Here is a 13,845-nt window from a genome sequence, read left to right as displayed (position 1 = left end):
AATTACTTGCGCAGGCCCAGCTTGGCGATCAGCGCGACATAACGGCTGGAATCAACGCGCTTAAGGTAGGCCAGCAGGCTCTTGCGGGTGTTGACCATCTTCAGCAGACCGCGGCGACCGTGGTGGTCCTTGGCGTGGGTCTTGAAATGGGGAGTCAGGTCGTTGATGCGGGCGGTCAGCAGGGCGACCTGGACTTCCGGCGAGCCGGTGTCATTGGCGCTGCGTGCGTTGGCCTTGACGATCTCGGCCTTCTTTTCGGCGATGGACATTTGTTTTCCAAAAGGTTTCGGAAGTCCGGCCGGGCGAGACGCAACTACTGGCGCTGCCGCAGACGGTTTCCGGGGTTGACTTGCGGACAAGGGGGAAACCGCCCCGAGCCGTGCTGGTGTTCTGCAGCCCAACAAGGACGTTGGACGCGCAAAACCTGCGGATTCTAGCCGAAAGCGGTGGGAGCCCCAAACCGCGGCAGGCCAAGCGAGCGGACATGTGGACGTGGATGCTGGTTTCAAGAGCCAAAACCGCCCTGCCCTGCAAATGCGTGACTTCTATTCGTCAGCGCATGAAAGGCTCTTGAAGCGCTCTCACACCGCCACATCTCTGGGTCATCGGGTGCTGCTCCCGACCCTTCGAAGCAGCGTCAAACCGCCACGGAGTTTCACCATGTTCTATCTGACCCACCCCCGCCATGTCGCCCGCGTCCTGCGCCAGTTTGATGCGGAGGCCAATGCCACTCGCACCCCGGCCCTCGACGTCAGCGAGGACGACAAGGCCTACCGCGTGACGGTCGACATGCCTGGCGTGGCCAAGGATGCCGTCAAGGTCCGCATCGAAGGCCGCCGCGTCAACATCGAGACCGCCACCGAAGAAGCGGCTGCGCCGACTGACGGTTCCCGCGTGCTGTACCGCGAGCGCCGCGCCGCCAGCTATGCCCGCAGCTTCTCGCTGCCGGCCGAGATCGACCAGGGCCAATCCGAAGCCCGCTTCGAGAACGGCGTGCTGACGCTAAATCTGGTCAAGCGCGTTGCCGAAAACGGCGGCCAGCTGACGGTCAACTAAGCCGCAGTCAGGTCCCAGCGCGGGCGGACTGCAAAGCCGCCATCGTGGCTGGGATTGGCCATGCCGCGCTGCACCCGCAGCGCGGCGGCCATCGCGATCATGGCGCCGTTGTCGGTGCACAGAGACAACTCGGGGTAGTGCACGCGCACGCCTCGTTTGGCGCAAGCGGCGTTCAATTGCTCGCGCAGCTTGGCGTTGGCGCCAACACCACCGGCGACGACGAGGCGCTTGAGCCCGGTCATCTTCAAGGCCAGCAGCGACTTCTTCACCAGCACCTCGACGATGGCCGCCTGTGTGGAGGCGGCCAAGTCGGCGCGTGTCTGGTCACATGGCGAATCGCCAATCTTCTTGACTTGCGTCAACACCGCCGTCTTCAGGCCGGCAAAGCTGAAATCCGGCTTGCCGCTGTGCAGCAGCGGACGCGGTAGCGCGAAAGCCTCCGGGTTACCGAATTCGGCCATGCGTGCCAGATGCGGGCCGCCGGGGTAAGGCAGGCCGAGCAGCTTGGCACTCTTGTCGAAGGCCTCGCCGGCCGCGTCGTCGATGGTCTCGCCGAGGATCTCGTAGCTGCCCACGCCGTCCACGCGCATCAGTTGCGTGTGGCCGCCGCTGACCAGCAGCGCGACAAAGGGAAACTCCGGCGGGTCTGTCGACAGGAAGGGCGACAGCAGATGCCCTTCCAGGTGATGGATGGGCAGCGCCGGCACATCGAGCGCAGCGGCCAGCGACACCGCCACGCCGGCGCCCACCAGCAACGCCCCCGCGAGGCCGGGGCCCTGCGTGTAGGCGATCAGATCGACGTCCTGCAGCGCCAAGCCGGCCTGGGACAGAACCTCGCGCGTCAGCGGCAGCACGCGGCGCACATGATCTCGCGAGGCCAACTCGGGCACGACGCCGCCGTAGGCCTGGTGCATCGTGATCTGGCTGTGCAGCGCCTGCGCCACCAGCCGCGGCGGCGCATCGCCATCGATCTCGACAAGCGCAACCCCGGTCTCGTCGCAGGACGACTCGAACCCAAGGATGCGCTGCACGGAGGTCACTTGCCTTCCTTGGCGTGGTTGATCGAGTACTTGGGAATCTCGACCGTCACATCCTGCTGGCGCAACAGCGCCTGGCAGGACAAGCGCGAGTCGGGCTCCAGCCCCCAGGCGCGGTCGAGCATGTCCTCTTCGTCTTCTTCCATCTCGCTCAGCGAACGGCCGCCCTCACGCACGATCACGTGACAGGTCGTGCAGGCGCAGACCTGGTCACAGGCGTGCTCGATGTGGATGTCGTTGGCCAGCAGCGCTTCGCAGATCGACGTGCCGGGCGTAGCGGTGATGCTGGCGCCGTCGGGGCAATACTCGGCGTGGGGAAGGATCTTGATGACGGGCATGTCAGTTCTCAAATCTGGTTGACGGCACGGCCGGTCAGCGCGCGGGCGATGGAGCGGTTCATGCGCTCGGCGGCAAAGCCTTCGGTCGCCTCGGCCAGCGCCTTGACGGCGGCGTCGATGGCGTCGGCATCGCCGTCCATCTTGGCCAGGTCCTTCAACCGCGCCTCCAGAGCGTCGCGCTCCGCCGCCGGCAGCAGGTCGCCATCGGCAGCCAGCGCGCTGCGCGTCGCCAGGACCATGCGCTCGGCCTCGACCTTGGCTTCGCGCAGCTTGCGCGCAGCCATGTCGCCCTCGGCGCTGGCAAAACCATCCTTCAGCATGTTGGCAATCTCGTCGTCGCCGAGGCCGTAGCTGGGCTTGACGGTGATGGCCGCCTGCACGCCCGAGGTCAGCTCCTCAGCCGATACGTTCAGCAGTCCGTCGGCATCGACCTGGAAGCTGACCCGGATGCGCGCCGCGCCGGCCACCATGGGCGGGATGCCGCGCAGCTCGAAGCGCGCCAGCGACCGGCATTCGCTGACCAACTCGCGCTCGCCCTGCACAACGTGAATGGCGAGCGCCGTCTGGCCGTCCTTGAAGGTCGTGAAGTCCTGGGCCTTGGCGACGGGGATGGTCGAGTTGCGCTCGATGACGCGCTCAGTCAGGCCGCCCATGGTTTCAAGACCCAGCGACAGCGGGATCACGTCCAGCAGCAGGATCTCGCCATCGGCCGCGTTCCCGGCGAGCTGGTTGGCCTGGATGGCGGCACCCAGCGCGACGACCTCGTCGGGATTCAGGTTGGTCAGCACTTCGCGGCCGAACAGCTCGCCCACCGCATGGCGCACGATGGGCATGCGCGTGGAGCCGCCGACCATGACGGTGCCCGCCACATCGGCCGCCTTGACCTTGGCGTCGCGCAGCACGCGTTTCACGGACGAAAGCGTCTTGGCGATCAGCGGTTGGGCCAATTGCTCGAACTGCTCGCGCGAAACGATCACGCGCAGTTCACCCGCGTCCAGCGCGGCGACCAATTCGGTCGAGTCAGCGTCAGACAGCGCCTCCTTGGCCGCACGTGCGGCGACGAGGACGGCGCGCTTGTCATGCGCAGATTCGACGGCGCGACCCGCGAGCGCCCAGTCGGCCAGCACGCGGTCGAAGTCATCGCCGCCCAGAGCCGCATCGCCGCCGGTCGCGACGACCTCGAACACGCCACGCGTCAGGCGCAGCAACGATATGTCGAAGGTGCCGCCACCCAGGTCGTAGACCGCGTACAAGCCTTCGCTGGCGTTGTCCAGGCCGTAGGCGATGGCAGCAGCGGTCGGCTCGTTGATGAGGCGCAATACCTTGAGGCCGGCCAGCTCGGCGGCGTCCTTGGTAGCCTGGCGCTGGGCGTCATCGAAGTAGGCCGGCACCGTGATGACGGCACCGAACAGGTCGTCGACGAAGCTGTCCTCGGCGCGAAAACGCAGCGTAGCCAGAATCTCGGCGGACACCTCGACCGGGCTCTTCACGCCGTCGCGCGTGGCAATGGCCAGCATGCCGGGACGGTCCTCGAACTGGTAGGGCAGCTGCTCACGGTTGGCCACGTCGGCCAGGCCGCGGCCCATGAAGCGCTTGACCGAGACGATGGTGTTCTCGGGGTCTTCGGCCTGGGCCGCGAGCGCGTCAGCGCCGATCTGGCGGCGGCCTTCTGGCAGGTAGCGCACGGCGGACGGCAGGATGACCCTGCCCTGCTCGTCGGGCAGGCATTCGGCCACGCCGTGGCGAACGGCGGCGACGAGTGAATGCGTCGTGCCGAGGTCGATGCCCACGGCGATGCGGCGCTGGTGCGGGTCGGGCGACGCGCCGGGTTCGGAGATTTGGAGAAGAGCCATGGTGTTCAGGCATCCAGCGCGGCGAGGCGCTGGTCGATATCGGCACGGAAGCGCTGGATGAACATCAGCGCGCGGACCTGGGATGCGGCAGCCGGCGCGTCGCCGGCTTCGTCGAGCAGGCGCTGCACGGTGGCAAGCGCGGAGGTTTCGGCTTGCGCCGCGTCGTCGTCCAGCGCCTGGAGGGCGGCTTCACCGTCGGCGTCGTCAAGCGATTCGCGCCATTCCATCTGCTGCATCAGGAAGGCCGCGGGCATCTGCGTGTTGTTCTCGGCTTGAACCGGCGCACCACGCAGCTCGCACAGATAGGCGGCGCGCCTGAGCGGGTCGCGCAGACGCTGGTGGGCCTCGTTGACACGCATGGCCCACTGCATGGCCAGGCGCTGGGCGGCAGCGCCTTCCGACGCAAAGCGATCAGGGTGGACCTCGGCCTGCAGCGACTTCCAGCGCGCATCGATGTCGGCGCGCACCTGGGCCTGCTGCTCAGGCAGGCCGAAGAGCTGGAAATCGTTGTCGGTCAGGCGCATGGCAGAGTGGAAAAGCAAAAGGCGCGGTTCACACCGCGCCTGTCGTCGAGTCAGCGAGTTTCAGACACGGAAGGACTCGCCGCAGCCGCACTTGTCTTTCTCGCGCGGATTGCGGAACTTGAAGCCTTCGTTGAGGCCTTCGCGGACGAAGTCCAGCTCGGTGCCGTCGAGGTAGGGCAGGCTCTTGGGGTCGATGAGGATCTTGACCTCATGGCCCTCGAAGATCACGTCCTCGGGCGCCACCTCGTCGGCGTATTCCAGCTTGTAGGCCAGGCCCGAGCATCCGGTCGTCTTCACGCCCAGCCGCACGCCCACGCCCTTGCCGCGCTTGGCGATGTAGCGCTTGACGTGGCGGGCTGCGGCTTCGGTCAGCGTGACTGACATGTCAGTTGGCGTGCTTGGCGCGGTAGTCGTCCACCGCTGCCTTGATGGCGTCTTCAGCCAGGATGGAGCAGTGAATCTTGACCGGCGGCAGAGCCAGCTCTTCGGCGATGTGCGTGTTCTTGATCGTCAGCGCCTGGTCCAGCGTCTTGCCCTTGACCCATTCGGTCACGAGCGAGCTGGAGGCGATGGCCGAGCCGCAGCCATAGGTCTTGAACTTGGCGTCCTCGATGAGGCCGGTCGCCGGGTTGACCTTGATCTGCAGCTTCATCACGTCGCCGCAGGCGGGCGCGCCGACCATGCCGGTGCCGATGTCGTCATCGCCGTTGTCGAACTTGCCGACGTTGCGGGGGTTCTCGTAGTGGTCAACGACCTTTTCGCTGTATGCCATGGTGTTCTCCTTCTAGGTTGCCAAGGGGCTTGCAAGCCCCTTGGCCTGCCCACCGCGGACGACAGTCCGCAGTGGACTGTCGTCCGTCAGTGGGCAGCCCACTGGATGGTCGAGATGTCGATGCCGTCCTTGTACATGTCCCAAAGCGGGGACAGTTCGCGCAGCTTGGCCACGCGGTCGGTCAGCACGCTGATCGCGTAGTCGATTTCCTCTTCGGTCGTGAAACGGCCGATGGTCATGCGCAGCGAACTGTGCGCCAGCTCGTCGCTGCGGCCCAGTGCGCGCAGCACATAGCTGGGCTCCAGGCTCGCCGACGTGCAAGCCGAGCCCGACGACACCGCCAGGCCCTTGACGCCCATGATCAGCGACTCGCCCTCGACGTAATTGAACGAGATGTTCAGGTTGTGCGGCACGCGGTGCTCGAGGTCACCGTTGATGAAGGTCTGCTCGATACCGGACAGGCCCTTGATCAGCTTGTTGTGCAGTGCGCGGATGCGTTCGCTCTCGGCGCCCATTTCCTCGCGGGCGATACGGAAGGCCTCGCCCATGCCGACAATCTGGTGCACGGGCAGCGTGCCGGAGCGCATGCCGCGCTCGTGGCCACCGCCGTGCATCTGCGCTTCCAGGCGGATGCGCGGCTTGCGGCGCACGTAGAGAGCGCCAATGCCCTTGGGGCCGTAGCTCTTGTGCGAGGCCAGGCTCATCAGGTCGATGGGCAGCTTGGCCATATCGATAGCGACCTTGCCGGTGGCCTGCGCCGCATCGACGTGGAAGATGACACCGCGCTCGCGGCACAGGTTGCCCAACGCGACCACGTCCTGGATGACGCCGATCTCGTTGTTGACGTACATGACCGAGGCCAGGATGGTGTCAGCGCGCAGCGCGGCCTTGAACACTTCCAGGTCCAGCAGGCCGTTTTCCTGCACGTCGAGATAGGTCACCTCGAAGCCCTGGCGCTCCAGCTCACGCATGGTGTCGAGCACGGCCTTGTGCTCGGTCTTCACGGTGATCAGGTGCTTGCCGCGGGTCTTGTAGAACTGCGCGGCGCCCTTGAGTGCCAGGTTGTTGGACTCGGTGGCCCCGGACGTCCAGACGATCTCGCGCGGGTCGGCGCCGATCAGCTCGGCAACCTGCACGCGCGCCTTCTCGACCGCCTCTTCCGCTTCCCAGCCCCAGGCGTGGCTGCGGGACGCCGGGTTGCCGAAGTGCTCGCGCAACCAGGGAATCATCGCGTCCACCACGCGGGGATCGCACGGCGTCGTCGCGCCGTAGTCGAGGTAGATCGGGAAATGCGGGGTCATGTCCATGGAGCGACTTCTTTTGAGTTCTTGGTCTTACTTGCTGAACGCGCCACCGAGATTGCCACCCAGGGCAAAGACCGAGTTCGGCGCCGTGACGCGGATGGGCTTGAGCACCGGCTGGCTGGAGATGGCGCGCTTGACCGGCGCCGCCTCGACCTCGAAGCCCTTGGCCAGTTGCTCATCGGCGAGCTTGCGCAGGGAGACGGAATCGAGGTACTCGATCATCTTGGCGTTCAGATTGGTCCAGAGTTCATGGGTGATGCAGCGGCCGCTGTCCTCGCCCATGCAGTTTTCCTTGCCGCCGCAGCCGGTGGCGTCCAGCGCCTCGTCCACGGCGACGATGATGTCGGCCACGGTGATGTTCTCGGCCTTGCGGCCCAGCGAATAACCGCCACCCGGGCCACGGGTGCTTTCCACCAGTTCATGGCGACGCAGCTTGCCGAAGAGCTGCTCCAGGTAGGAGAGCGAAATCTGCTGCCGTTGGCTGATCGCCGCCAGGGCCACGGGGCCTGTATTCTCGCGCAGCGCCAGGTCCAGCATCGCGGTGACTGCAAACCGGCCTTTGGTAGTGAGACGCATAAAAACTCCTTAGCGAATGGCACGACCAGGATTTGTCCTGGACAAATGATTTCGGGTTAACCCGGCACGCCCAGACAATACCCGAGCGAATCATTTCCGATGATTTTACTCGACTACTCGGCCACTTCCTATGGCCGCCAGGTATCCCTAGGTTTCGGCAGGTTTTTTGCTGCGGCGCAGCAGCTTCAGCGAACTGAACCTGCCTTTCGAGCGCTGTCCAGGGGCACGATGTTGTCGTGCACGCGGGCGCCGAAGGCCTGCTCGCGCAGTTGAGCCAGTTGATCGCGCATCCGCGCAGCCTGTTCGAACTCCAGGTTGCGGGCGTGTTCGAGCATCTGCTTTTCGAGCTGGCTGATACGTTTGGCCAGATCCTTCTCGGACAAGTCCTCGACCTTGGCCGCCGCGAGCAATTTGGCATCGTCTCGGCCGGATTCGGCCGAATAGACGCCGTCGATCAAATCCTTGATGCGCTTTTGCACGCTGCGCGGCGTGATGCCGTTTTCCTCGTTGAAGGCGATCTGCCTGGCGCGCCGGCGTTCGGTCTCGCCAATGGCCTTGCGCATCGACTCGGTGATGCGGTCGCCGTACAGGATGGCCTTGCCGTTCAGATTGCGCGCGGCCCGGCCGATGGTCTGGATCAGGCTGCGCTCGGCGCGCAGGAAGCCTTCCTTGTCGGCATCCAGGATGGCGACAAGCGACACCTCGGGGATGTCCAGCCCCTCGCGCAGCAGGTTGATGCCCACCAGCACGTCGAAAGCGCCCAGTCGCAGGTCGCGCAGGATCTCGACACGCTCCACCGTGTCCACGTCGGAGTGCAGATAGCGCACCTTGACGCCGTTGTCGCTGAGGTAGTCGGTCAGTTGCTCAGCCATGCGCTTGGTCAGGGTCGTGATCAACACGCGCTCATGCACCTCGACACGCAGGCGGATCTCCTGAAGCACGTCGTCGACCTGATGAGTGGCCGGCCGGACCTCGACGAGGGGGTCAACCAGGCCCGTCGGCCGCACGACCTGCTCGACGACCTGCCCCGCGTTGTCCTGCTCGTACTGCGCCGGCGTGGCCGACACAAAGATGGCCTGGCGCATCTTGCGTTCGAACTCGGCAAACTTCAGCGGCCTGTTGTCCAAGGCGGACGGCAGGCGAAAGCCGTATTCCACCAGCGTCGTCTTGCGCGCCCGGTCACCGTTGTACATGCCGCCGAACTGGCCGATCAGCACGTGGCTCTCGTCCAGGAACATGAGGGCGTCCTTGGGCAGGTAGTCCACCAGCGTCGGCGGCGGGTCGCCCGGCTGGGCGCCGGACAGGTGCCGCGTGTAGTTCTCAATGCCTTTGCAGTGGCCCACCTCCTGCAGCATCTCCAGGTCGAAGCGCGTGCGCTGCTCGACGCGCTGCGCCTCCACCAGCTTGCCCTCCTTGACGAAGAAATCAACGCGCTCGCGCAGCTCCGCCTTGATCGCGTCGGTGGCCGCCAGCACGCGGTCGCGCGGCGTCACGTAATGGCTGCTCGGGTAAACGGTGAAGCGCGGGATCTTCTGGCGGATCTGCCCCGTGAGAGGGTCAAACAGCGACAGCGCCTCGATCTCGTCGTCGAAGAGTTCGATGCGGATGGCCAGCTCCGAGTGTTCGGCCGGGAATACATCGATGGTGTCGCCGCGCACGCGGAAATGCCCGCGCACGAACTCCATTTCGTTGCGGGTGTACTGCATGCGGATCAGGTGGGCGATGACGTCGCGCTGGCCCATCTTGTCGCCCACGCGCAGCGTCATCACCATCTGGTGGTAGTCGCTCGGGTTGCCGATACCGTAGATGGCCGATACGGACGCCACGATGATGACGTCGCGCCGCTCCAACAGGCTCTTGGTGCATGAAAGCCGCAGTTGCTCGATGTGCTCGTTGATCGCGCTGTCCTTCTCGATGAAAAGGTCGCGCTGCGGCACATAAGCCTCGGGCTGGTAATAGTCGTAATAGCTGACGAAATACTCGACGGCGTTGTTCGGAAAGAAGTCCCGGAACTCACTGTAGAGCTGGGCCGCCAGCGTCTTGTTGGGAGCAAAGACGATGGCCGGGCGCCCCAAGCGGGCGATGACATTGGCCATCGTGAAGGTCTTGCCCGAACCGGTGACGCCCAGCAGGGTCTGGTAGCTGAGGCCGTCGTTGATGCCTTCTATGAGCTTGGCGATGGCGGTCGGCTGGTCCCCCGCCGGCGGGAAAGGCTGGAACAGCTGGAACGGCGAGCCTTCGAAGCTGACGAATTCGCCCTTGCGTTCCTCCGAGTCACTTTCTGGACCGGACATGACGTTCAAGGCTTCTTGCATGGGGAATTCCCTGGGTTCGGCGGCAAAATTGCTGCGCTGCATTGCTGCAATGCAGAAGCGGTCAGGTTAGCGCAGACCCTGATTCTTCAAGCCTCCCCTCCTGCCAACGTCCCTTCAGGAACCCGCCATGTCTTTGTTCGCCGATGTCGCCCTTGCTCCCCGTGACCCCATCCTCGGCCTGAACGAGCAGTTCAACGCCGACACCCGCCCCGGCAAGGTCAATCTCGGCGTTGGCGTCTACTACGACGAAGCCGGCAAGTTGCCGCTGCTGAAATGCGTCCGCGAAGCCGAGGCCGCCATGGCCGCCGCCCCCAAGCCGCGCGGCTACCTCCCCATTGATGGCATTGCCGCTTATGACAAGGCCGTTCAGAAGCTGGTCTTCGGCTCCGAACTGAAGAACGTCGCCACCGTGCAGGCCCTGGGCGGCACCGGCGCGCTGAAGATCGGCGCCGACTTCCTGAAGCAGCTCAACCCCGCCTCCAAGGTGCTGATCTCCGACCCGAGTTGGGAGAACCACCGCGCCCTGTTCACCCAGGCCGGCTTCACGGTCGAGGCCTACCCCTACTACGACGCGGCCAAGAAGGGCATCAACTTCGACGGCATGTTGGCCGCGCTGAATGCCGCACCCGCCGGCACCGTCGTCGTGCTGCACGCCTGCTGTCACAACCCGACCGGCTATGACATCACGGCCGAGCAGTGGGCCCAGGTCGTCGCCGCCGTCAAGGCCAAGGGCCTGACGCCCTTCCTGGACATGGCCTACCAGGGCTTCGGCTTCGGCCTGAAGGAAGATGGCGAGGCGGTGCGCCAGTTCATGGCCGCCGGTGTCGGTTTCTTCGTGTCCACCAGCTTCTCCAAGAGCTTCTCGCTGTACGGCGAACGCTGCGGCGCGTTGAGCGTGGTCTGCAGCAGCGACGAGGAAGCCGTGCGCGTGCTGTCGCAGCTGAAGATCATGATCCGCACCAACTACTCCAACCCGCCCACGCATGGTGCCCAGGTCGTCGCCCAGGTGCTGTCCGACGACAAGCTGCGCGCGCTTTGGGAAGAGGAGCTGGCCGGCATGCGTGTGCGCATCAAGGCCATGCGCGGCGCGCTGGTCGCCGCGCTGAAAGCTGCCGGCGTGACCCAGGATCTGTCCTTCGTCACTGAGCAACTGGGCATGTTCAGCTACTCGGGCTTGAACGCCACCCAGATGCAGCGTCTGCGCAGCGAGTTCGGCGTCTATGGCGTGGACTCTGGCCGCATCTGTGTCGCCGCACTGAATGAGGGCAATCTGCCCACCGTCGCCAGCGCGATGGCGGCGGTCATCAAGGGCTGAAAACCCTTCAATGCACCAGCCAAGTGCGCAGGATTGGCGGTTTGACCGCCCATCCGATGCTGCAGCGCACAAGGCCGAAAGCGTTTTCTGGCACCATCGGGGCGTCCCGGCCCCTAGTTCAAGGTTTGCCAATGCTGTATCAGTTCTTCGAAACCCAGCGCGCGCTGCTCAGTCCCTTCTCTGAGTTCGCAGCCGCGTCGGCCAAGCTCTACAGCCACCCGCTGTCACCGTTCACCCACACGCCGATGGCGCAGCGCCTGTCTGCCGGCCTGGACCTGATGCATCGGCTGGCCAAGGACTACGAGAAGCCCGAGTTCGACATCAAGTCCGTGGAGGTCGACGGCGTCGACGTCGCGGTGCAGGAGCTGGTGGCGCTCGAGAAGCCCTTCTGCCGCCTGCTGCGCTTCAAGCGTTACACCGACGATCTCAAGGTGCTGGCCAAGATGAAGGACCAGCCCACGGTGCTGGTCGTGGCGCCGCTGTCCGGCCACCACAGCACGCTGCTGCGCGAAACCGTCAAGCAACTGCTGAAGGACCACAAGGTCTACATCACCGACTGGACCGACGCGCGCATGGTGCCGCTCGAAGTCGGCCCCTTCCACCTGGACGACTACATCCACTACGTGCAGGAGTTCATCCGCCACGTCGGCGGCGCCGACAGCCATGTGATCTCCGTCTGCCAGCCCACGGTGCCTGTGCTGGCTGCCATCTCGCTGATGGCCAGCGCCGGTGAAGCCACGCCGCGCAGCATGACCATGATGGGTGGCCCCATCGACGCCCGCAAGAGCCCGACGGCAGTCAACAACCTGGCCATGAACCGCAGCTACAGCTGGTTCGAGAACAACGTCATCTACCGCGTACCGACCAACTTCCCGGGCGCCGGCCGCGAGGTCTACCCGGGCTTCCTGCAGCACACTGGCTTCGTTGCGATGAATCCGGACCGCCACCTGTCGTCGCACTACGACTACTTCCTGGACCTGGTGCGCGGCGACGATGACAGCGCTGAAGCCCACCGCAAGTTCTATGACGAGTACAACGCCGTACTCGACATGCCGGCCGAGTACTACCTCGACACCATCAAGACCGTCTTCCAGGACTTCGCGCTGGTGAACGGCACTTGGGCAGTTGACGGCCACTTCGTGCGCCCGCAGGACATCAAGACCACCGCGCTGCTGACTGTCGAGGGCGAGCTGGACGACATCTCCGGCGCCGGTCAGACCAAGGCGGCACACGACATCTGCTCGGGTGTTGCCAAGCAGCACCAGTACCACTACGACGCCATTGGCGCCGGCCATTACGGCATCTTCTCGGGCCGCCGCTGGCGCGAGAAGGTCTATCCCGAAGTGCGCGACTTCATCGCCAAATACGAAGCTGCGCCGCTAAAGAAGACGGCCAAGGTGGCGGTGGCCAAGACCACAGCCAAGCCGGCGGCCCGCAAGCGCAGAGCGTGAACCTCGCGGAGCTGATCGACGCCGCACTGCCGCAGACCCAATGCACTCGCTGCGGTTACCCGGACTGCCGCCGCTACGCCGACGCCATCACCGCGGGTGAGGCCGAGATCAACCAATGCCCTCCTGGCGGTGCAGAGGGCATTGCACGACTCGCCGCGATCACCGGGCGCCCTGCCCTGCCATTGAATCCCGTCAACGGCATTGAAGCCACGCGTGGCGTCGCCGTCATCGACGAAGCCTGGTGCATCGGCTGCACCCTCTGCATCAAGGCCTGCCCGGCCGACTGCATCGTCGGGGCACCCAAGGCCATGCACGTGATTGTCACTGCTCAGTGCACCGGCTGCGAACTGTGCGTACCGGCCTGCCCGGTCGACTGCATCTCCATGCCCGAGGTCACCACTGCCACCGGCTGGGCGGCCTGGAGCCCGCCGCAGGCCGACGAGGCGCGCGAGCGCTACGCCTTTCGCCAGTTCCGCCGCCATCGCGAAGCCGAAGAGAACGCAGCGCGCCTGGTTGTCAAGGCCGAAGCCAAGCTGGCGGACCTGCCGGCGGCATCTGCGATCACCGACCCCGCGCAGCTCGACCGCAAGCGCGCGGCCATTGAAGCCGCGCTTGCCCGCGCCAGGGCCAAACGGACATGACAATCGCGGCATGAACGCGAGCCAAGTCGAACGCTTCTTCGCCATCCTCAAGGCTGCCAACCCGGCGCCCCAGACCGAACTGGAGTTCACCAGCGTCTTCGAGTTGCTGACCGCCGTGCTGCTGTCCGCCCAGGCCACCGACGTGGGTGTCAACAAGGCCACCAGGCGACTGTTCGCGGTTGCCAACACACCCGCGCAGATCCTCGCCCTTGGCCAGGAAGGCCTCGAGTCGTGCATCAAAACCATCGGCCTGTACCGCAGCAAGGCAAGGCATCTGCTGCAGACCTGCCGCATGCTGATCGACCTGCATGGTGGCGAAGTGCCACGCTCACGCCCCGATCTCGAAGCCTTGCCTGGTGTCGGCCGCAAGACGGCCAACGTCGTGCTCAACGTTGCTTTTGGCGAGCCGACGATGGCGGTTGACACGCACATCTTCCGCGTCAGCAACCGCACCGGCCTCGCACCAGGCAAGACGCCGCTGGCCGTCGAGTTGGGCTTGCTGGACCGCGTGCCAACAGACTATCTGGTTGACGCCCATCACTGGCTGATCCTGCACGGCCGCTATGTCTGCCAGGCGCGCAAGCCGCTGTGCAATGTTTGCGCGGTCATCAACGAATGCGACTACGGCCGGAACCTAAAATCCGCCGCCTGAACCCTCACACG

At 65.2% G+C, this 13,845-nt stretch carries 15 protein-coding genes; 5 read left to right on the top strand and 10 right to left on the bottom strand.

Features of this window, described 5'->3' with window-relative positions; translation table 11 throughout:
- Positions 1-2: 2 nt before the first annotated feature.
- A complete protein-coding gene (rpsO, locus tag ACXJKJ_RS10675; protein WP_057299620.1) occupies positions 3-269 on the bottom strand; it encodes a 30S ribosomal protein S15 in 267 nt (88 codons plus the stop codon).
- A 391-nt stretch (positions 270-660) separates the two neighbouring features.
- Here rpsO and ACXJKJ_RS10670 point away from each other — a divergent pair, with 391 nt between their 5' ends.
- Entirely contained in the window at positions 661-1,056 is a 396-nt protein-coding gene (locus ACXJKJ_RS10670; RefSeq protein WP_056196906.1) for an Hsp20/alpha crystallin family protein, read from the top strand.
- Here the strand turns inward: ACXJKJ_RS10670 and tsaD are convergent.
- From tsaD to uvrB, 9 genes are all read right to left on the bottom strand, one after another.
- On the bottom strand, positions 1,053-2,087 hold the full coding sequence (tsaD, locus tag ACXJKJ_RS10665; protein ID WP_457390093.1) for a tRNA (adenosine(37)-N6)-threonylcarbamoyltransferase complex transferase subunit TsaD: 1,035 nt from the start codon (positions 2,085-2,087) through the stop codon (positions 1,053-1,055). The two genes, ACXJKJ_RS10670 and tsaD, sit on opposite strands and share 4 nt — an antisense overlap.
- A gap of 5 nt (positions 2,088-2,092) precedes the next feature.
- Complete coding sequence (gene fdx, locus ACXJKJ_RS10660) at positions 2,093-2,431, bottom strand: ISC system 2Fe-2S type ferredoxin (RefSeq protein ID WP_056196904.1); 339 nt, start codon at positions 2,429-2,431, stop codon at positions 2,093-2,095.
- A gap of 8 nt (positions 2,432-2,439) precedes the next feature.
- Positions 2,440-4,284: a Fe-S protein assembly chaperone HscA gene (gene hscA, locus ACXJKJ_RS10655; RefSeq protein ID WP_457390076.1), complete on the bottom strand. Its 1,845-nt coding sequence runs from the start codon at positions 4,282-4,284 to the stop codon at positions 2,440-2,442.
- Between the two features lie 5 nt (positions 4,285-4,289).
- A complete protein-coding gene (hscB, locus tag ACXJKJ_RS10650) occupies positions 4,290-4,808 on the bottom strand; it encodes a Fe-S protein assembly co-chaperone HscB (RefSeq protein ID WP_056196900.1) in 519 nt (172 codons plus the stop codon).
- A gap of 60 nt (positions 4,809-4,868) precedes the next feature.
- Positions 4,869-5,192 carry an iron-sulfur cluster assembly protein IscA gene (iscA, locus tag ACXJKJ_RS10645; RefSeq protein WP_056196898.1) on the bottom strand — a complete coding sequence of 108 codons (324 nt, stop codon included), beginning with the start codon at positions 5,190-5,192 and terminating at the stop codon, positions 4,869-4,871.
- Position 5,193: 1 nt separating this feature from the next.
- On the bottom strand, positions 5,194-5,580 hold the full coding sequence (gene iscU, locus ACXJKJ_RS10640; protein ID WP_056196896.1) for a Fe-S cluster assembly scaffold IscU: 387 nt from the start codon (positions 5,578-5,580) through the stop codon (positions 5,194-5,196).
- An 86-nt stretch (positions 5,581-5,666) separates the two neighbouring features.
- Entirely contained in the window at positions 5,667-6,887 is a 1,221-nt protein-coding gene (locus ACXJKJ_RS10635) for an IscS subfamily cysteine desulfurase (RefSeq protein ID WP_457390075.1), read from the bottom strand.
- A gap of 27 nt (positions 6,888-6,914) precedes the next feature.
- Positions 6,915-7,460: a Fe-S cluster assembly transcriptional regulator IscR gene (iscR, locus tag ACXJKJ_RS10630; protein WP_056196893.1), complete on the bottom strand. Its 546-nt coding sequence runs from the start codon at positions 7,458-7,460 to the stop codon at positions 6,915-6,917.
- A gap of 185 nt (positions 7,461-7,645) precedes the next feature.
- Positions 7,646-9,775 (bottom strand): excinuclease ABC subunit UvrB, encoded by a 2,130-nt coding sequence (gene uvrB, locus ACXJKJ_RS10625; protein WP_457390074.1) that lies wholly within the window; start codon positions 9,773-9,775, stop codon positions 7,646-7,648.
- A gap of 127 nt (positions 9,776-9,902) precedes the next feature.
- Here uvrB and ACXJKJ_RS10620 point away from each other — a divergent pair, with 127 nt between their 5' ends.
- From ACXJKJ_RS10620 to nth, 4 genes are all read left to right on the top strand, one after another.
- Positions 9,903-11,090, top strand: coding sequence for an amino acid aminotransferase (locus tag ACXJKJ_RS10620; RefSeq protein ID WP_457390073.1), 1,188 nt, complete (start codon positions 9,903-9,905; stop codon positions 11,088-11,090).
- 131 nt (positions 11,091-11,221) lie between these two features.
- On the top strand, positions 11,222-12,541 hold the full coding sequence (locus ACXJKJ_RS10615; protein ID WP_457323805.1) for a polyhydroxyalkanoate depolymerase: 1,320 nt from the start codon (positions 11,222-11,224) through the stop codon (positions 12,539-12,541).
- Complete coding sequence (rsxB, locus tag ACXJKJ_RS10610; RefSeq protein ID WP_457390072.1) at positions 12,538-13,182, top strand: electron transport complex subunit RsxB; 645 nt, start codon at positions 12,538-12,540, stop codon at positions 13,180-13,182. The genes ACXJKJ_RS10615 and rsxB overlap by 4 nt, the downstream gene beginning before the upstream one ends.
- A 10-nt stretch (positions 13,183-13,192) precedes the next feature.
- Positions 13,193-13,834 carry an endonuclease III gene (gene nth / locus ACXJKJ_RS10605; protein WP_457390071.1) on the top strand — a complete coding sequence of 214 codons (642 nt, stop codon included), beginning with the start codon at positions 13,193-13,195 and terminating at the stop codon, positions 13,832-13,834.
- Positions 13,835-13,845 lie beyond the last annotated feature (11 nt).

The organism is Roseateles sp. P5_E1, from assembly GCF_054049335.1.
This window is presented reverse-complemented; position numbering and strand designations above follow the sequence as displayed.

What these genes read in the sequence shown, in the direction of transcription:
- rpsO (WP_057299620.1), bottom strand. Translation starts at nt 269, where the DNA reads ATGTCCATCGCCGAAAAGAAGGCCGAGATCGTCAAGGCCAACGCACGC.
- ACXJKJ_RS10670 (WP_056196906.1), top strand. Translation starts at nt 661, where the DNA reads ATGTTCTATCTGACCCACCCCCGCCATGTCGCCCGCGTCCTGCGCCAG.
- fdx (WP_056196904.1), bottom strand. Translation starts at nt 2,431, where the DNA reads ATGCCCGTCATCAAGATCCTTCCCCACGCCGAGTATTGCCCCGACGGC.
- hscA (WP_457390076.1), bottom strand. Translation starts at nt 4,284, where the DNA reads ATGGCTCTTCTCCAAATCTCCGAACCCGGCGCGTCGCCCGACCCGCAC.
- hscB (WP_056196900.1), bottom strand. Translation starts at nt 4,808, where the DNA reads ATGCGCCTGACCGACAACGATTTCCAGCTCTTCGGCCTGCCTGAGCAG.
- iscA (WP_056196898.1), bottom strand. Translation starts at nt 5,192, where the DNA reads ATGTCAGTCACGCTGACCGAAGCCGCAGCCCGCCACGTCAAGCGCTAC.
- iscU (WP_056196896.1), bottom strand. Translation starts at nt 5,580, where the DNA reads ATGGCATACAGCGAAAAGGTCGTTGACCACTACGAGAACCCCCGCAAC.
- ACXJKJ_RS10635 (WP_457390075.1), bottom strand. Translation starts at nt 6,887, where the DNA reads ATGGACATGACCCCGCATTTCCCGATCTACCTCGACTACGGCGCGACG.
- iscR (WP_056196893.1), bottom strand. Translation starts at nt 7,460, where the DNA reads ATGCGTCTCACTACCAAAGGCCGGTTTGCAGTCACCGCGATGCTGGAC.
- uvrB (WP_457390074.1), bottom strand. Translation starts at nt 9,775, where the DNA reads ATGCAAGAAGCCTTGAACGTCATGTCCGGTCCAGAAAGTGACTCGGAG.
- ACXJKJ_RS10620 (WP_457390073.1), top strand. Translation starts at nt 9,903, where the DNA reads ATGTCTTTGTTCGCCGATGTCGCCCTTGCTCCCCGTGACCCCATCCTC.
- ACXJKJ_RS10615 (WP_457323805.1), top strand. Translation starts at nt 11,222, where the DNA reads ATGCTGTATCAGTTCTTCGAAACCCAGCGCGCGCTGCTCAGTCCCTTC.
- nth (WP_457390071.1), top strand. Translation starts at nt 13,193, where the DNA reads ATGAACGCGAGCCAAGTCGAACGCTTCTTCGCCATCCTCAAGGCTGCC.